The organism is Streptomyces sp. MST-110588 (genome assembly GCF_022695595.1).
In the GTDB taxonomy this organism is placed as follows: domain Bacteria; phylum Actinomycetota; class Actinomycetes; order Streptomycetales; family Streptomycetaceae; genus Streptomyces.
This window is the reverse complement of record NZ_CP074380.1, coordinates 3,247,293-3,264,915: the sequence shown is the minus strand read 5'-3', so window position 1 is coordinate 3,264,915 and position 17,623 is coordinate 3,247,293. Positions and strand designations below refer to the sequence as shown.

The window sequence follows — 17,623 nt, the reverse complement described above, 5'->3', positions numbered from 1 at the left end:
CAGGCGTGATCGCCGTGTGGCGCGCAGCGCGGGAACACGGGCGCCCTCATCGGCTGTGTGAGTCATGGGCGTACGTACGCGCCCCGGCGGCGGGCGAGATCGATGCTGACGTGATCCGCTGCGCCGCCTCGTTCGAATACGTATGTTCCTTGCCGTATGTTCGTTCTAAGCGCGGTGCGGACAAGTTCATCCGTTCGGACGTGTGTTTCGTGGCGGCGGGCCGGCCGGTGGGGCGGTAGTGCCTGCCTGTTCTGTCCCCGCGCGTCAGGCCGCGATGTCGAACGCGGTGTCCGTCGCCGCCACCTCGACCCACAGCAGCTTCCCGGCCATGCCGAACAGTCCCTCCGCGAGCGGGTATCCGCCCCAGTTGACGGCGCAGAGCCGTACGAGGAGCAGGCCGCGCCCGCCCTCGGCGTAGGGCGCGGTGGTGCTGGGCGCGCCGAACAGGCCGACCGTCAGTTCGCTCTGCGCGGGGCCGGCGAACGGCGGCGGGATCACCGGGTTGGTGTCCCACACGCTGATCCGCAGCCGGTCGGCCTCCATACGGCGGATGCGCAGCGACGACGGCCCGTCGCTGTGCAGGTACGCGTTGGTGACCAGCTCGCTCACCAACAGTTCGGCCGTCTCGATGAGTTCCCCCATTCCGTAGTGGCGGAGCGTCTCCCGCGCGACGGCCCGCGCGATCTTCGGTGCCCCGGCGTCCCGGGGAAGTTGCAGCGTGTACGCCCAGGGCTGGGACGGCGATACGGTGGCCATGGAAGTCTCCTGCCGGAACGGTGACTTGGTGATGTGGCTCACACGGTAGGGCTAGTGGCTTAATGTATGTAGCGCTCTTCGCCAGATCTATGAGACAAGCACTCATGTGGGTGACGGCGGGACGAGAGAGGCGATGAATGCCCTTGAGGAGTAGTCCCACAGCGCGCCAGGCAAGGTTGGGAGCCGAACTGCGCAAGCTCCGCGAGCAAGCTGGGCTGTCCGTGACCGAGGCCAGTCGGCGGCTCGGTGTCGGGCAGACGCAAATCAGCAATATCGAAGCCAGCCGGTTCGGGGTGAGCGCAGACCGACTGAGGGCCCTGGCGCACAACTACTCATGTACTGACGATGCGTTCATCGACGCGCTCATCGCGATTGCGGGTGAGCGAAAGCGCGGTTGGTGGGAGGAATACCGGGAGTTGCTCCCCGCCGGTCTGTTGGCCCTGGCGGAACTTGAGCATCATGCGGCACGGTTGCGCATTGCGCACACGTCCCACATTCCCGGGTTGTTGCAGACCGCGGATCACGCGAGAGAGGTTTTCCGGCATGCGGTAACACCACTGACGCCACCGGAGGTCGAGCACCGGGTGTCGTTTCGTATCAAGCGCCAAGTGGTTCTCTACCGCCATGACCCTTTGCCGTGCGATGCGATCATCCATGAGGCCGCCTTGCGTATGAAGTTCGGCGGCCCCCAGGTGACTCGTGCGCAGCTCGAACACTTGCTGGAGATGGGAGAGCGGGAGCATGTGACGATCCTGGTGATCCCCTTCGATGCAGGTGCATATCCGGGTTCTGGCCAATCCGTCTGCTACGTGGACGGCCCGGTGCCTCAGCTCGACACCGTACAGCTCGATCAGTCTCACGGGACCGTGTTGCTTGATGACGAGGCCCAGTTGAGCAAGTACCGCAATCTACTTACGAGGATGGAAAGTGCGGCGCTCGATGAGGAGCAGTCGCGTGACTTCATTCGCGGTATCGCTAAAAGCTTGAGGGGTTGAACATGTCTCAGCTCAGTTGGCAGCAGTCGTCCTATTGCAGCGAGGGCAACTCCTGCATAGGCGTGGCCGATCGGGGCGGCGGCTCGCTGCTCCTCCGGGAAAGCGACGTTCCCGGCGTGGTGCTGACCGCCACCCCGGAAGGACTGCGCGGCTTGATTGCGCGGGTGAAAGCCGGCGGCGGGGCTCAGAAGTCGACGCGGGTGCGGTCGTCGATGCGGGCCACGGATTCCTGAGCGTACCGCTTCATGTATTCCTTGCGGATGGCTTCGATCTTCGTACCGGCGGGGCGGGACTGGGAGGTCGGGTAGAGCAGGATCAGCTCGTACGAGCGCTCGCGCTCGATCTTGCCGTGGGTGTCGCGGTACTGGCCGTAGCCGTCCTGGACCGTGAGGCCGCTGGGGAAGCGCGGCGTGACGTAGGTGTCGACGAAGGCGCGGAACTGTTTGTCGGTGACCGGGGGGCCGCCGTTGGGGCGGGCGGTGCCGAACATCAGGCTGGTCTCGATGTACGGGCTGCCCTCCGCGGCGGGTTTCGCGGAAGCGATGGCCGGTTCGGAGTCGTCGTCCAGGGACGCGTACGCGACGGGGGCGCCGGCGCCGAGCAGGCCGGCCGTGAGGGCGACGGCGGCGAGGCGCATACGGGGCTTGGTCATCGTCATGCCGGCATTGTGCCGTCCAGCCGGACGGCACGCCGGGCATTCCGCGCGAAGCGGGGGTGTGGTGGCGCTGTCTTGCGCCACCGCCTCGCCCCGCTCCGCACGGATACGGGTTACACGGGTTACACCCGGGGCGGAAGTTACTTCACGACGGTGATGCGGTCCGCCTTCGGCGGGGCCAGCGGAGCGCTCGCCGAGGAGTGCGCGGTCAGGTAGGCCGTGAAGGCGTCCAGGTCGGAGGGGCCGACGTACTTGTTGCGGCCCTCCTTCAGGACGGTGAAGCCGTCACCGCCGCCCGCCAGGAACTCGTTCATGGCGACCCGGTAGGTCTTGGCCGGGTCGATGGTGGTCCCGTTCAGCTTGACCGAGTCCTTCACGACGCGCGCGGCGCCGGTCTTGGTCATGTCCAGGGTGTACGTGAGGCCCCTGGAGACCTGGAGGATCTTCGGCGACGCCTCGTTCGGGCCGCTGACCTGCTGCTGGAGCGCCGTGAGGAGCTGGGCGCCGGTGAGGTCGACGACGTTCATCATGTTCGTGAACGGCTGTACGGTGAACGCCTCGCCGTACGTCACCACGCCGTCACCCTCCCCGCCCGACGCCTTGAAGGCCAGGTCGGAGCGGATGCCGCCGGGGTTCATCAGGGCGAGCTGCGCGCCGCCTTTCCCGTCCCCGGCGGTCGCCTCCAACTGCGCGTCGGTGAGGACGTCACCGAGCGGCGACTCGGGGGCCTCGGAGCCGCGGCCCGCGATGTCGGCGGAGATGTGGCCGACGGGCTTGCCGGCGACCGGCGCGGCCAGCGCGTTCCAGCGCTTGATCAGCGCGGTCATGTCCGCGGCCTTGGGCTGGGTCCGGTTGACGACGTGGTTGCGGGCCTGCGGCGCGCGGACGCTCGTACGGACGATGTCCTTGGTCCGGCGGTCGTACGTGAGGGTCGTCTCCGTGTAGAGCTTGCCGAAGGAGGCGGCGGAGGTGACGGTGCGCGGGGTGCCGGACGGGTCCGGGATCGTGCACGCGTACGCCTGGTGGGTGTGGCCGGTGACCAGCGCGTCGACCTTCGGCGTGACCTTCTTGGCGATGTCGACGATCGGGCCCGAGATGCCGGCCCCGGCCCCGGCGCCGGGGCTGTCGCAGTCGTAGTCGTAGGAGTTCGAGGCGGGCATGCCGCCCTCGTGGATCAGCGCGACGATCGATTTCACGCCCTGCCGGTCCAGCACCTTGGCGTACTTGTTGATCGTCTCGACCTCGTTGTGGAACTTCAGGCCCTTGACGCCGTTGGCGCTGACGACGTTCGGGGTGCCTTCGAGGGTGACACCGATGAAGCCGATCTTCACGCCCTTGTGCCGCCATACGGTGTACGGCTTGAGGATGGGGCGGCCGGTCTTCTCGTCGGTGACGTTGGCGGCGAGGTAGGGGAAGTCGGCGCCGCGGAACCTCTTGGGTGTCTTCCCCTTGCTTCCCGTCTTCTCGTAGCAGCCGTCCTTGGGGTGGCAGCCGCCCCTCTGGAGTCGGGTCAGCTCCGCGCGGCCCTCGTCGAACTCGTGGTTGCCGACCGAGGTCACGTCCAGGCCGAGCTTGTTCATGGCTTCGACGGTCGGCTCGTCGTGGAAGAGACCGGACAGCAGCGGGCTGGCCCCGACCAGGTCCCCGGCCGCGGCGGTCACCGAGTACGGGTGCCCCTTGCGCGCCGTACGCAGCGAGCCGGCCAGGTACTCCACACCGCCGGCCTCGACCTTCTTGGTGCTGCCGTCGGGCTGGGTCTCCTGGACGGTGCCGGAGGAGCCCTGCGGGGGCTCCAGGTTGCCGTGGAAGTCGTTGAAGGAGAGCAACTGAACGTCGACGATGCGCGAGTGGCGCGGGTGCTTGCCGTGCCTGCCGTGTCCGTCGTGCTTGCCGTATGTGTCGTGCTCGCCGGGTTCGCCGTGCTCGCTGTACGGGCCGTGCCGCCCGTCGTCCCCGTACGTACCCTGCGCCTGCCGCGCGCCGTGCGCTTCCTGGGCACCGGCCGGTATCGCCGCGGCCGTGACCCCGACGGCGGCGGCCAGCACGGCGGCGGCGGCCGACAACCGGCGCGTGGAGCGGCGCCGTTGAGGTGTCGCTGACATCTGATGTTCCCCTTCTAGGACAGCGGAATGCCCGGACGCGGACGTCCGGGCGCACGGCAGCCTACGGTCAACGCGCGTAGCGCGACAGGGGGTGCCGGGTTACGAGTCGGTGTGTGCTTTCTGAAGGCCGGACGGGGTCGGCGGGGTCGGCGGGGCCGATGGGGCCGACCCGGTGTCCGTGGGGGCCGGGCCGTGGGGGCCGGGTGGCGGGGGCGGGGTCGTACGCTTCGGGCATGACTGACGCTGCGCAGGAGATGGGCCGGACAGGCCGCAGGATTCAGGTGGCCGACGAGCTGACGCCCGAGGTGGCGCGGGCCGTGCTGGAGCTGATCGAGGAGGCCGCGCGGGCGGACGGGCAGCCGGCGGTGTCCGAGCAGGGGCGGTTGCAGCTCGGCGGCGGCCGGCGGGAGGGCGTACGGCATGTGCTGGTGTACGCCCCGGCCGCGGGCCTGGACACGGATGCGGGCCCTGACGCGGGCACCGATGCGGGTACGGGTGCTGGTACGGGGACGGCCGCGGGCACGGAAGCGGCCGAGCTGGTCGCGTACGGGCAGTTGGAGGACACCGATCCGGTGGAGGCGCCGGCCGCCGAGCTGGTCGTACGGCCCGGTCGCCGTGGCCGGGGGCACGGCCGCGCGCTGGGCCATGAGCTGCTGACGCAGTCCGGGCGCCGGCTGCGGGTGTGGGCGCACGGCGGGCACCCGGCCGCCCGCCACCTCGCCCAGACCCTGGGCCTGACGCTCTTCCGCGAGCTGCGGCAGATGCGGCGCCCGCTGAGCGGCCTGGACCTGGCGGAGCCCGTACTGCCGGCCGGAGTCTCCGTACGGACCTTCCAGCCGGGCACGGACGACGCGGCCTGGCTCGCGGTGAACGCGGCGGCCTTCGCCCACCACCCCGAGCAGGGCTCGCTCACCCAGCGGGACCTGGACGACCGCAAGGCGGCGGCGTGGTTCGACCCCAAGGGCTTCTTCCTCGCCGAGCGCGACGGGCGGATCGTCGGCTTCCACTGGACCAAGGTGCACCAGGAGGAGGGGCTCGGCGAGGTGTACGTGGTCGGGGTCGGCCCGGAGGCGCAGGGCGGCGGGCTCGGCAAGGCGCTGACCACGATCGGGCTGCGGCACCTGGCGGGCCAGGGACTGCCGACGGCGATGCTGTACGTCGATGCCGACAACGGGCCCGCCGTCAGCGTCTACGAGCGGCTGGGGTTCGTCACGCACGAGACCGATCTGATGTACCGGACCGAGAGCTGACAGTTCGGTCAGAGGTGGGCGTGTGGAGGGCGGAATGGGACGGTAGCGGTCGGGGCCGGACTCGTACGTGACTGTTTCCTTTCATCGGGGCCGACGGCCTCCGGGAGCCGTTAGTCTCCGGGTGCCGCCCACTGGGTTCCTGCGCTTCCGATGTCCGGTTGCCGGTTCCCGGCTCGTGGGCCGGCCCTGGCAGGGGAAGTGCAGGGAAGTAGGGGACTGCGGTGGCTCTCCACGCAGAGGAGCACGCACGCATCGTGCCGGTAGAGCGACTGCGGCCGGGGGACCACGCCTTCGCGAGCTACGCCGACGAGGAGTCGCGCTGGTCCACCCTCGGCGCGTTCACGCAGACCGGGATCACCAAGGGCGAGCGCGTGCTGCTCTTCCCCGATCCCGCGCTGGCGGAATCCACCGTACTGGCGCAGCTTCTCGCCTACGGCCCGCCGGTGGAGTCCGCGCTGGAGCGGGGGCAGTTGCTGCTGCTGACCATGGACCAGATGTGGCTTCCGCACCCGCTCTCGGTCGAGCGGCAGATGGCCGGGCTGCACCGTGAGATCGAGCGGGCGCAGCGGGACGGGTACGGGGCGGTGCGCAGCGCCATCGACATGGCGTGGGTGCCGTCCTTCGGGGCGGACATCGAGCGCGTCATGTGGCGGGAGACGTCGGGCTGCCACTACCTGTTCGCCGATTCCCGCTACACCGAGATCTGTACGTACGACCGTGCGTGGTTCGACGAGGAGGTGCTCGACCGGGCCGCGGCCGGGCACCCGACCGTACTGATGGAGCGGCCCGGGAGCCTGCTGGCCGTGGCGGAGAACGGGAGCGGCGGCGGCAAAGGTGAAGGCGACGGCCTCGACGACGGCCGTGACGGCGGTTCCGGTTACGGTCCTTGGTCTGGTTCTGGTTCCGGTCCTGGGTCTGATTCTGGGCCTGGGGCCGGTTCCGATGAGACGTACGGGCTGAAGCTGATCGGTGACGCGGATCTGTCGACCCGCGAGCAGTTCAACGTAATTCTGCGCGGCATCGCCGCGTCCGGCGCCAGACGTATCGTCCTGGATCTGACGGAGCTGTCCTTCCTGGACGTCTATTGCGCGAGAGCCCTGCTGCGTCTGGCCGCGTACATGGAACCCAGCAGGCATGTCGACATCCGGTGCGGCGGAATCCATGCCCACACATTTCTGCTCATGGGGGCGCTCGACATCCCGCAATTGACGGTGGAAGGCGAATGAAACATGGGCTCGACCGCCAATGAGTTCCCTGAGGAATTCTTTCTCGAATCCTCTTTCGCCGCACTGTTCACCGCCGTCGATCCGCCGAGGCTGCGGGCCAGGATCGGGGAGTACGCGGCCCGGTGGGGCCTTTCCGGCCGCCGCCGCGGTGGGCTGCTCCTGAGTGTCAACGAGGTGGTCGACAACGCCATCCGCCACGCGGGCGGCGGCGGCCATCTGCGCCTCTACCAGGAGGACGGACTGGTGCGCTGCCGGGTCTCCGACCACGGGCCGGGGTTCGACGCCTCCGTCATCCCCTCGTGCGCCCCGCCCCTGGACAGCACCAGCGGCTGGGGGCTGTGGACCGCCCAGCGGCTGACGGACGGGCTGGAGATCACTTCGTGTGCCGAGGGAGCGGTGGTCACGCTTTCCGTACTGCTGCCGTGAGCAGCGATGACGCGCCGGTGGTGCGGTGGCGGAGAGTTGACAGGTGTGATGGGCGTCGCCCACCCTTCCACTACTTGACTAGTGGAAGGTGCGGGGGAGAGGAGAAGTGGGGCCAGGGTGATACGCCGGGCGAACGAGCTGGCCAGCCGGGTCTCGGGGCACACCGCGATAGAGGCGGTCGGCCTCGGGAAGAAATACCGCCATCGCCGCGGCTGGGCGCTGCGCGACTGCACCTTCCGGCTGCCGGCCGGCCGCGTCTGCGCGCTCGTCGGGGCCAACGGCGCGGGCAAGACCACCCTGCTCTCGCTCGTCGGCGGACTGACCCGGCCCACCGAGGGGACCGTCGAAGTCCTGGGTGCCGCCGCCGGCTCCCCGCAGGTACGGCCGCGCGTCGCCCACCTCGCCCAGGGCCGGCCGCTGTATCCGCGGCTGACCGTCGCCGAGACGCTGCGTATGGGCCGGGAGCTGAATCCGGGCCGCTGGGACCAGGCCCTCGCGGAGCGGATCGTACGGGAGGGGGGTGTGCCGTTCGGCTCCCGCGTCGGCACGCTCTCCGGCGGTCAGCGGACCCGCGTCGCGCTCTCCCTCGTCCTCGGCAAGCGCGCGGAACTGGTGCTGCTGGACGAGCCGTTGGCCGGCCTCGACCCGCTCGTACGGCATGAGGTCCTGGGCCTGCTCCTGGCGCAGACCGCCGAGTACGGCACCACCGTCGTCCTGTCCTCGCACCTGCTCGACGAACTGGACGGCGTCTGTGACTACCTGCTGCTGGTCGCCGGCGGGCACATCCGGGTGGCCGGCGAGGTCGAGGACGTGATCGGGGCGCACTCGCTGCTGACGGGGCCGCACCGGGGCACCGGTCTGCCGCCGGAGTTCGCCGCGCACACGGTTGTCGCCTCTTCGGTGACGGGGCGTCAGGCCAGTGCGCTCGTGCGGCGCCGAGGGCCGGTCGCGGGCCCGTGGCAGACGGCCGAACCGTCGCTGGAGGAGCTGCTGCTCGCCTATCTGCGGGACCCGGACGTCCCCGGTCTGATCGCGCCGAGCGCCGAACCCCGGCCGGCGCGGCTGCACCGGCGGGGCGGCGGGTCCGGGGTTGGTGGTTCGAAGGTCGGCGGGTCTGGGGGTGGCGGTTCCGTGGGGTGCGAGCCCGTCGGCGGCCGGGACGGAACCGTCGCGTGAATCGTGCGGGACGTGCGGGTCGGATGAGTCGTACGGGCCGTCGGCGTGGGACGGGCCGGGCGTCGTGAGGGAAGAGCCCGCGCTGCTGGTACCGGCGGCCTTCCGGGTGATGCGCCGCCAGGTGGACCCTTGCGGGTAGCTTCGCGCTTGCCTTGCCGTCATGTCCGCGTTACCGGCGATTCAGCGGCGCTTGCGAGCATCGCTGAATGCAGCCCGCTGTGCCACCCGCCGCCTCCGACCGATGGCTCCGCTCCGCTCCACCTGTTTCCGACGCGCCTGTAATCGTCCGGGCGCGGAAGAATAAGGCCATGACCCAGCAGCCCCGCGCCCAGGCCCAGCCCCAGGCCCCGGACCGGTCCGGGAGGATGCCCGCTCCGCCTTCGCCGGCGCCCCAGCCGGAGCCGACGCCGGAAGCGGCGCCAGAGGCGGCGGAACGGAAGGCGCCGGCGCAGAAGGCACAGACACAGAAGGCGCAGGCGCAGAAGGCGGCACGGAAGGCACCGGCGCGCGAAGCGCCAGGCCGGGACGGCTCGGCGGCCGACCGGGCGACGGGCCGGGTGGCCGACCGGGCGACGGCCCCGTCGGCCGATCCGACGGCTGACACTTCCACTGACCCGATGGCTGATCCGTCGACCGATCCGTCGACCGATCCGTCGACCGGCCTGACGGCCGTGACCGACCGGGCGGCGCCCCTCCCGCCGCTGCCCGCCCCTCAGCCCTCCCTGGGCTCCCTCGCCGCGCACCGCCCGCACGCCATGGTCGTCCCGGTCCCCGAGCTGGAGCCGGACCTGGACGCCGACCCGGACGCGTACGAGGACGAGGGTGTCCCGGGACTCGACGGCGAGGAGCTGCCCAGCGGGCGTTTCCTGGACCGCGAGCGGAGCTGGCTGGCGTTCAACGAGCGGGTGCTGGAGCTGGCCGAGGACCCGGCGACCCCGCTCCTCGAACGGGCCAACTTCCTGGCGATCTTCGCCAGCAATCTGGACGAGTTCTTCATGGTCCGGGTCGCCGGCCTCAAACGCCGTATCGCGACCGGCGTCGCCACCCGCTCCGCCTCGGGCCTCCAGCCCCGCGAGGTGCTGGACCTGATCTGGACCCGCTCGCGCGAGCTCATGGCCCGGCACGCCGCCTGCTTCCAGCAGGACGTCGCACCCGAGCTGGCCGACCAGGGCATCCACCTCATCCGCTGGCCCGACCTCACCGAAACGGAGCAGGCCCGGCTCTTCACCCTCTTCCGGCAGCAGATCTTCCCGGTCCTCACCCCGCTCGCCGTGGACCCCGCGCACCCCTTCCCGTACATCTCCGGCCTGTCGCTGAACCTGGCCGTGGTCGTGCGCAACCCGGTCAGCGGACATGACCACTTCGCACGTGTGAAGGTTCCGCCGCTGCTCTCGCGCTTCCTTGAGGCGTCACCGCAGCGGTACGTGCCCATCGAGGACGTGATCGCCGCCCACCTGGAGGAGCTGTTCCCCGGGATGGAGGTGCGGGCCCACCACATGTTCCGGGTCACCCGCAACGAGGACCTGGAGGTCGAGGAGGACGACGCGGAGAACCTGCTCCAGGCGCTGGAGAAGGAACTGATGCGGCGCCGCTTCGGGCCGCCGGTCCGCCTGGAGGTCGAGGAGTCCATCGACCCGGCCGTACTGGACCTGCTCGTACAGGAGTTGAAGGTCTCCGACTCCGAGGTCTACCCGCTGCCCGGCCCGCTGGACCTGACCGGGCTGTTCGGCATCGGCGCGCTGGACCGGCCCGAGCTGAAGTACCCGAAGTTCGTGGCCGGCACCCACCGGCACCTGGCCGAGGTGGAGTCGGCGTCCGCGCCGGACATCTTCGCCGCGCTGCGCGCCCGCGACGTGCTGCTGCACCACCCGTACGACTCCTTCTCGACCTCGGTGCAGGCGTTCCTGGAGCAGGCCGCGGCCGACCCGCACGTCCTGGCGATCAAGCAGACGCTGTACCGCACATCCGGCGACTCACCGATCGTCGACGCGCTCATAGACGCCGCGGAGTCCGGCAAGCAGGTGCTCGTCCTGGTCGAGATCAAGGCGCGCTTCGACGAACAGGCCAACATCAAGTGGGCCCGGAAACTGGAGGAGGCGGGCTGCCATGTCGTGTACGGACTGGTGGGCCTCAAGACGCACTGCAAACTGTCGCTCGTCGTCCGCCAGGAAGGCGAGACGCTGCGCCGCTACTCGCACGTCGGGACGGGGAACTACCACCCCAAGACTGCCCGGCTGTACGAGGACCTGGGACTCCTGACGGCCGACCCCCAGGTCGGCGCGGACCTCTCCGACCTGTTCAACCGGCTCAGCGGCTACTCGCGGCGGGAGACCTACCGGCGGCTGCTGGTGGCGCCCAAATCGCTGCGGGACGGGCTGGTCCAGCGGATCGCCAAGGAGATCGCGCACCACCGGGCCGGGCGGCACGCCTATGTACGCATCAAGGTCAACTCGATGGTCGACGAGGCGGTCATCGACGCGCTGTACCGGGCGTCGCAGGCGGGCGTCCCCGTGGACGTATGGGTACGCGGAATCTGCGCGCTGCGGCCGGGCGTCATCGGCCTGAGCGAGAACATCCGCGTACGCAGCGTCCTGGGGCGCTTCCTCGAACACTCCCGGGTCTTCGCGTTCGGGAACGGTGGCGAGCCGGAGGTGTGGCTCGGCAGCGCCGACATGATGCACCGGAATCTGGACCGGCGCATCGAGGCGCTCGTACGGGTGACGGACCCCGCGCACCGCGCCACCCTCAACCGGCTGCTGGAGGCGGGCACGTCGGACTCCACGTCCTCCTGGCACCTGGGCCCGGACGGCAACTGGACCCGGCACGCAACGGACGCGGACGGTACGCCGCTGCGCAACGTACAGGAAATGCTCATAGACGCCCGGAGGCGCAGGCGTGGCCCAGCGACATGAGATCTCCTCCTCGCTTCGCGCGGGGTATCCGCGGCCGGTCGCGGACGCGGCTGCTGGGCCTGCTGGATCTGCTGGGTCTGCTGGGTCTGCTGGGGCGAATGAGTCGGCTAGGGGGATGGGGACGGATGGGCCGGACAGGACGGATGGGACGGATGGGACGGTCGGGGGTGTCGTGGTGCCAGGAAACGTTACGGCAGGGAGCCTGTCGCCCGGAGACGTGGCGACGGCGGACATGACGGCCGGCACGACTGCGGCTGTGATGGCGGACGCGACGGCGGGCGAGGTACTGGCCGGCTATCTGCAACGCCAGTCCACGGAGTTCCTGCGCAGCCTGCGGCTCCACCGGGAGAGCGGCCCGGATGCGGACGGGGCGGGCGAGGCGGTCCGCCAGCTCCGCCGCGCGGCCCGCCGTATCAGCGGCGTCCTGCACACCTACCGCCCTTTGGTGGAGGAGAGCTGGGCGGACCACCTCCAGAGCGAACTGGGCTGGCTGTCGGCCACCCTCGCCCGCGAGGACGCGTGCGGGGTGCGCCTGGAGCGGCTGATGGGCGCCCTCCAGCGGCTCACCGGCCGGGGCGGGCGGACGGCGGGGAGCGGCCCGGCCGGACGTACGGGCCGCGGCTCCCCGGCGGGCGGTGCGTCGGCAAGCGGTACGCCGACCACCCAACGCCCTGGTTACGTCTCGGGCTCCGGCCCGGCACCCGGCCCCGGCCCGGTACCCGTCCCCTCGTCCGTATCCGTCCCCGTACCTGTGCCCGTCTCCCCTTCCGGCACCGCACCGACGCTGCAAAAGACGGAAGCCGCTCCGGCCGACGAGGCGCTGGCGGCCGGGGCCGCGCGGGCCGGTGCGCTGCTGGACCGGCAGCTCACCCTCGCCCGTACCCGCGCCCACTCCGCGGCGCTCCAGGCCCTGGGCTCCTCCCGCTTCCACGCCGTCGCCGACGCGCTGGCCGTACTCGCCTCGGAGGTGCCGCTGCTGCCCGCCACCGCGGACCGGCCGGCCGGTGAGGTGCTGCCGGAGGCGGCCGAGCAGACCTGCCGCAGGCTGACGGAGGCGGTGGCGGCACTGCCGCTGTCCCGCGCCGGGCACCCGTACAACGCGGACGCGCTGGCCGCCGACCAGCGGCAGGACGTGCCGTGGCACCAGGTACGGATGCTGGTACGGCTGAACCGGTACGCGCAGGAAGTGCTGCGGCCCGGGAACGTGGACGCGCGGCTGGCGGAGGCGAGCCGGGTACTGGAACGGCACCGGGACGCCGCCGAGGCCGCCGCCGCTGCCGCCGCGGCGGCCCGTACGCCCCGGATCGCGCCGGCCACCGCGTACGCGCTGGGGGTACTGCACGCCGACCAGCGGCACGAGGTCGAGGCCGCCCGCTTCGCCTTCGGCCGCCTGTGGGCCGCGCGAGAGCGAGGGTGAGGGTGAGAGGCGAGGCGAGGGCGAGAGGTGAGGGTGAGAGCGAGAGGTGAGGGCGGGTCGTGAGGGGAACCGAGGACATGGCGGAGACGGCGGAGAAGCCGGAGCGGCCGATCCGGGCGGCCGGATGCGTACTGTGGCGGCGCTCGCCCCTCGACGGCGAGCTGGAGATCGCCCTCGTCCATCGGCCCAAATACGACGACTGGTCCCACCCGAAAGGGAAACTGAAGCGGGGCGAGAGCGCCCTGGACGGAGCCGTGCGGGAAGTGGCCGAGGAAACCGGCATGCGATGCCGCCCCGGCGCTCCGCTGCCCACCGCCCATTACGTCGTGGCCGGCCGCCCCAAAGAGGTCCGCTACTGGGCAGCCGAGGCGACAGGCGGCGCCTTCTCCCCCAACACGGAGGTCGACCGCCTCCTGTGGCTCCCGCCCGCCCCGGCTCGCAACCGCCTCACCCACGACCGCGACCGCTCCCTGATCGACGCCCTCCTCGACGCCTTCCGCCTCCCCGATAGACGCCCGTAACGACCCGGACGTCACCACCGGGCCGCCGCCGACGACGCTGACCTGCGGGTTCGTCTCGATCGTGGACCCTATGAGCGAATGGTTGCGAATGAAATTGAGTCGAGGCTTGTCAAGGTGAGTTTGTCGCGCTATACCGGAAGGCGTAGGGCATCGCACCCAGTGCCTGGCGAAAGGAGATGACCCGTGATGCTCATGCGCACCGACCCCTTCCGCGAGTTCGACCGGCTCACGCAGCAGGTGCTCGGTACGGCCGCGCGTCCCGCGGCGATGCAGATGGACGCCTACCGGTCGGGCGACGACTTCGTGGTGCACTTCGACCTTCCCGGCGTCGACCCGGAGACCATCGACCTCGATGTCGAACGCAATGTGCTGACCGTGCGCGGTGAGCGCCGTTCGACCGCACCGGAAGGCGCCGAGCTGATCGCCGCCGAGCGTCCCACGGGCAAGTTCAGCCGGCAGCTCTTCCTCGGTGAGACGCTCGACACCGAGCGCATCGACGCCTCGTACGAGAACGGTGTGGTGACGCTGCGGATACCGGTCGCCGAGCAGGCCAAGCCCCGCAAGATCCAGATCACGGGCGGCAGCTCGCGGAAGCAGATCAGCGGCTGATCAACCGCTTCCGGCGGCTGGTCGGTGATGTCCGGGGCCCGGGCTGCCGGGCCCCGCCGTTTCCCACCGCCTCACCTCACCTGTGTCTCCGCATCTGCGTCACCGCATCTGTGTCACCTCACCCGTGTCACCTCACCCGTGCCCCCTCATCGCCGGCGCAGCGCGGCGTCCGTCAGTTCCGGGGCCAGGTAGTAGCTGTCCGCGCGGTTGAGGTCCACGCCCGGCGGCACGATCTCGTCGATCCGGTCCAGCACCTCCGTGCTCAGCGTGGCTTCCGCCCCCTCCAGGAGCCCGTCGAGCTGCTCCATGGTGCGCGGGCCGACGATCACGGACGTGACCGCCGGGTGGGACCGTACGAACGCGGTCGCCAGGTGCGGCAGGGGCAGCCCGGCCTCCTGCGCCACCTTGGACAGCTCCTGCACCGCCGCCGCTTTGCGCACGTTCTCAGGAACGGACAGGTCGAACTTGGCCGTCTCCACAGCCGCCCGCCCGCTGACGGACAGATCGCGCCCGGAGAGCCATCCCGCGCTCAGCGGCCCCCAGGTCAGCACGCCCATCCCGTAACGCTGCGCGGTCGGCAGCACCGCGGCCTCCACACCGCGCGTCAGCAGCGAGTACGGCGGTTGCTCGGTGCGGAAGCGGACGTGGCCGCGGCGTTCGGCGACCCACTGCGCCTCGACGATCTGCTCGGCGGGGAAGGTGGAGGTGCCCACGGCGCGTACCTTTCCCGACCGTACGAGGTCGGAGAGCGCGGAGAGCGTCTCGTCGATGTCGGTGGCCGGGTCCGGGCGGTGCACCTGGTAGAGGTCGATGTGGTCGGTGCCCAGCCGCCGCAGGCTGTCCTCCACGGCCCGCATGATCCAACGGCGCGAGTTGCCGCCGTTGTTGGCGTCCGGGCCCATCGGGTTGAAGAACTTCGTGGCCAGTACGACGTCCTCGCGGCGCCCCTTGAGCGCCTTGCCGACGATCTGCTCCGCCTCACCGGCCGAGTACACGTCGGCGGTGTCGATGAGGTTGATGCCCGCGTCCAGCGCGCGGTGCACGATCCGTGCGCCGTCCTTGTGGTCCGGGTTCCCCCAGGCACCGAACATCATCGTGCCCAGCGCGTACTCGCTGACCGATATGCCGGTGCCGCCAAGAATCCTGCGCCGCATGAGACTGCTCCCCGTCCTCGTTCTTCTGTTTCTTCTGCGTTCTTCCGCCTGCGAGCGGGTGATCCGGTGACGCCCGCTCCGTAGCCGTTCGTGGCTTCGTGACATCCACTCTGCGACCCGTACGGGGACCCGAACAGGCCCGTTGCAACCTGGGTCTGCCGGAACCACCTTGCGTGAACGCGCCCCGCATACTGGTGCGATGAAGCATGGTCAACTGGAGATCGGGGCGTTCCTGAAGGCGCGCCGGGCAGCACTGGACCCGGCCGACCTGGGCCTGCCCGCCGGCCTCAACCGCCGCCGGGTGCGCGGTCTGCGCCGTGAGGAGGTGGCGCAGCTCGCCGGCATCAGCGTCGACTACTACACGCGCATCGAACAGGGCCGCACGCAGGCGATATCGGACACGGTCCTCGACTCCGTCGCGCGGGCGCTACGCCTGACGGCCGGTGAAGTGACGTATCTGCGCAATGTCACGACGCCCCGGCGGCGGTACGAGGCCGGGCCGGACCGGCGCGTACGGCCCCAGACCCGTCAGCTCCTGGACGCGATGGACGCGTGCGTACCCGCCATGGTGCTGGGGCGCGGCCTGGACGTCCTGGCGTGGAACGCGCTGGGCGGACGGATCGCCTTCGACCTCGAAGGGACCGCCGATGACCGGCGGAACTCCGCGCTGATGGTCTTCCTCGACCCGCGGGCACGCGAGCTGCACCCGGACTGGGAGCGCATCGCGGAGGAGGCGGTCGGCAACCTGCGGGCCGAGAGCGGACGCCACCCCGAGGACCCGCGCATCCGCGAGGTGGTCGGTGAACTGCGCGAACGCAGCGCGGACTTCCGGCGGGTGTGGGAGGCGCAGGCCGTGCACGAGTGCCTGTCCGGCACCAAGCGCATCCTGCATCCGCAGGTCGGCGAACTCCTCATCACCTTCCAGGCGCTCCGGTTGCCGGGCGATCCGGACCAGGTGCTGGTGACGTACACGGCGCCGCGCGACTCGCCGACGGCGCTGCGGCTGCGCGAGCTGGCACGGCCGGCTGCGCCGGTGGGGAGTGGGGTCTGAGGGGGGAATGAGCTGAGGGGGGAATGAGCTGAGGTGAGGAGCTGGGGCGGGACGGGTGGCTGGGCGGCGCCGGGGCGGGTCAGCCGAGATGCGGCAACCGCAGCGGTGGGTCGAAGGGCTCGTCCTCCCAGTACGTACGGATGTTGCGGCACCCGGGGCGGGTGCACATCCAGTACCCGTCCGGAGCCCGCCCGGTCTGCTCCCGCAGCCACTGCCGCTCCCGGGGCCTCTCCAGCGCCCGGTGCTCCTCCCGCGACCCGCACGTCGCGCAGTGCAGTTCCCTGAATTCTTCGGCCATGGCCCCACTGTTCTGCGGGCTCAGGTCCGGGGAAAGCCCGGCTCCCGCCAACCTGTCCGGCACGCGCGCGCCAACCTGCCCCGGCGCCAGCCAACCTGCCCGGCATGTACGTCAGTGGCGGGGCGCCAGTGCCTCCCAGCGGACCGTGACCTCGCCCTGCCGCCAGCGCTGCCGGGCGCCCGCCAGGGGCCAGTCCGTGGCCAGGGAGCGTACCGAGCGGATCCAGCGCTGCCGGGCGCCCAGTGCCCCGTACGGTGCCGCTGCCGCCCACGCGCGGTCGAAGTCCCGCAGGAAGGCGTGTACGGGCTCACCCGGCACATTGCGGTGGATCAGTGCCTTGGGGAGGCGTTCGGCCAGGTCGGAGGGGGTTTCCAGGGAGCCGAGGCGGGCCGCGAAGGTCACCGTGCGCGGGCCCTCGGGCCCCAGCGCCACCCATACGTGCCGCCGTCCGATCTCGTCACAGGTGCCCTCCACCAGTAGCCCGCCGGGCGCCAGCCGCGCGCACAGCCGCTCCCACACGGCGGCGACCTGCTCCTCGTCGTACTGGCGCAGCACGTTCGCGGCCCGGATGAGGACCGGTGCGCGGCGGTCCGGCAGCGGCACCTCGAAGCCGCCGTGCGCGAAGCGCAGCCCTTCGCGCTCGTACGGCCGGGCTGCCGCGACCCGCGCCGGATCGATCTCGACGCCGACGACGGCCGCGTCCGGCCGGACCGTACGCAGCCGGGCGAGCAGCTCCACGGCGGTCCACGGCGCGGCGCCGTAGCCGAGGTCGACGGCCAGCGGGTCGGCGGTGCGCCGCAGCTCGGGGCCGTGCGCGGCGGCGATCCAGCGGTCCATGCGGCGCAGGCGGTTGGGGTTGGTGGTCCCGCGGGTCACGTTCCCGAGCGGCCGGGAGGCCGGCGCGGTGAAGGAGGAGAGGGGAGAGGAGGAGAGGGGGAAGAGGGGAGGGGGGAGGAGCTGCGGGGCATGGTTCGAGCCTATGCGTAACTCTGCGTACGGGACGTGCGGATGTTTCTCCAGGCCGTACGGGCAGGGGACACCGGCTCTGCCGCGGCTCCCGGTCCCGGTCCCGGCT

The 17,623-nt window shown here is 71.0% G+C and carries 17 protein-coding genes; 11 read left to right on the top strand and 6 right to left on the bottom strand.

What is annotated here, in order from left to right; translation table 11 throughout:
* Positions 1–264: 264 nt before the first annotated feature.
* On the bottom strand, positions 265–756 hold the full coding sequence (locus KGS77_RS14170; protein ID WP_242581442.1) for an ATP-binding protein: 492 nt from the start codon (positions 754–756) through the stop codon (positions 265–267).
* A 137-nt stretch (positions 757–893) separates the two neighbouring features.
* Here KGS77_RS14170 and KGS77_RS14165 point away from each other — a divergent pair, with 137 nt between their 5' ends.
* Positions 894–1,751, top strand: a complete 858-nt coding sequence (locus KGS77_RS14165; RefSeq protein WP_242581441.1) for a helix-turn-helix transcriptional regulator — start codon at positions 894–896, stop codon at positions 1,749–1,751.
* A gap of 2 nt (positions 1,752–1,753) precedes the next feature.
* Positions 1,754–1,984: a DUF397 domain-containing protein gene (locus tag KGS77_RS14160; RefSeq protein WP_242581440.1), complete on the top strand. Its 231-nt coding sequence runs from the start codon at positions 1,754–1,756 to the stop codon at positions 1,982–1,984.
* On the opposite strand, the gene KGS77_RS14155 is transcribed toward KGS77_RS14160, so the two are convergent.
* Complete coding sequence (locus tag KGS77_RS14155; protein ID WP_242581439.1) at positions 1,936–2,409, bottom strand: DUF3574 domain-containing protein; 474 nt, start codon at positions 2,407–2,409, stop codon at positions 1,936–1,938. The two genes, KGS77_RS14160 and KGS77_RS14155, sit on opposite strands and share 49 nt — an antisense overlap.
* A gap of 137 nt (positions 2,410–2,546) precedes the next feature.
* Positions 2,547–4,508 carry a bifunctional metallophosphatase/5'-nucleotidase gene (locus KGS77_RS14150; RefSeq protein ID WP_242581437.1) on the bottom strand — a complete coding sequence of 654 codons (1,962 nt, stop codon included), beginning with the start codon at positions 4,506–4,508 and terminating at the stop codon, positions 2,547–2,549.
* Between the two features lie 233 nt (positions 4,509–4,741).
* Here KGS77_RS14150 and mshD point away from each other — a divergent pair, with 233 nt between their 5' ends.
* The 8 genes from mshD (at position 4,742) to KGS77_RS14110 (ending at position 14,045) form a co-directional block, all read left to right on the top strand.
* Positions 4,742–5,758, top strand: a complete 1,017-nt coding sequence (gene mshD, locus KGS77_RS14145; RefSeq protein ID WP_242581435.1) for a mycothiol synthase — start codon at positions 4,742–4,744, stop codon at positions 5,756–5,758.
* Between the two features lie 254 nt (positions 5,759–6,012).
* Positions 6,013–6,984, top strand: a complete 972-nt coding sequence (locus tag KGS77_RS14140) for an MEDS domain-containing protein (protein WP_242581433.1) — start codon at positions 6,013–6,015, stop codon at positions 6,982–6,984.
* Positions 6,985–6,987: 3 nt separating this feature from the next.
* Positions 6,988–7,410 carry an ATP-binding protein gene (locus KGS77_RS14135; RefSeq protein WP_242581431.1) on the top strand — a complete coding sequence of 141 codons (423 nt, stop codon included), beginning with the start codon at positions 6,988–6,990 and terminating at the stop codon, positions 7,408–7,410.
* A gap of 117 nt (positions 7,411–7,527) precedes the next feature.
* A complete protein-coding gene (locus KGS77_RS14130) occupies positions 7,528–8,586 on the top strand; it encodes an ABC transporter ATP-binding protein (RefSeq protein WP_242581429.1) in 1,059 nt (352 codons plus the stop codon).
* Between the two features lie 617 nt (positions 8,587–9,203).
* Positions 9,204–11,498 carry an RNA degradosome polyphosphate kinase gene (locus KGS77_RS14125; protein WP_242581427.1) on the top strand — a complete coding sequence of 765 codons (2,295 nt, stop codon included), beginning with the start codon at positions 9,204–9,206 and terminating at the stop codon, positions 11,496–11,498.
* A 232-nt stretch (positions 11,499–11,730) separates the two neighbouring features.
* Positions 11,731–12,915 carry a CHAD domain-containing protein gene (locus KGS77_RS14120; RefSeq protein ID WP_242587467.1) on the top strand — a complete coding sequence of 395 codons (1,185 nt, stop codon included), beginning with the start codon at positions 11,731–11,733 and terminating at the stop codon, positions 12,913–12,915.
* 77 nt (positions 12,916–12,992) lie between these two features.
* The gene (locus KGS77_RS14115; protein ID WP_242587466.1) at positions 12,993–13,436 is read left to right on the top strand and encodes an NUDIX hydrolase; all 444 of its coding nucleotides are present in this window, start codon (positions 12,993–12,995) and stop codon (positions 13,434–13,436) included.
* A 186-nt stretch (positions 13,437–13,622) separates the two neighbouring features.
* A complete protein-coding gene (locus KGS77_RS14110) occupies positions 13,623–14,045 on the top strand; it encodes an Hsp20/alpha crystallin family protein (RefSeq protein ID WP_242587465.1) in 423 nt (140 codons plus the stop codon).
* 146 nt (positions 14,046–14,191) lie between these two features.
* Here KGS77_RS14110 and KGS77_RS14105 read toward each other — a convergent pair whose 3' ends face one another.
* On the bottom strand, positions 14,192–15,199 hold the full coding sequence (locus KGS77_RS14105; protein WP_242581424.1) for an aldo/keto reductase: 1,008 nt from the start codon (positions 15,197–15,199) through the stop codon (positions 14,192–14,194).
* Positions 15,200–15,398: 199 nt separating this feature from the next.
* Between KGS77_RS14105 and KGS77_RS14100 the strand changes: the two genes are divergently transcribed.
* Complete coding sequence (locus KGS77_RS14100) at positions 15,399–16,250, top strand: helix-turn-helix domain-containing protein (RefSeq protein WP_242581422.1); 852 nt, start codon at positions 15,399–15,401, stop codon at positions 16,248–16,250.
* A gap of 79 nt (positions 16,251–16,329) precedes the next feature.
* Here the strand turns inward: KGS77_RS14100 and KGS77_RS14095 are convergent, their stop codons facing one another.
* Entirely contained in the window at positions 16,330–16,548 is a 219-nt protein-coding gene (locus KGS77_RS14095; protein ID WP_242581421.1) for a hypothetical protein, read from the bottom strand.
* Positions 16,549–16,659: 111 nt separating this feature from the next.
* Positions 16,660–17,385, bottom strand: coding sequence for a class I SAM-dependent methyltransferase (locus tag KGS77_RS14090; RefSeq protein ID WP_242587464.1), 726 nt, complete (start codon positions 17,383–17,385; stop codon positions 16,660–16,662).
* Positions 17,386–17,623: the final 238 nt, after the last annotated feature.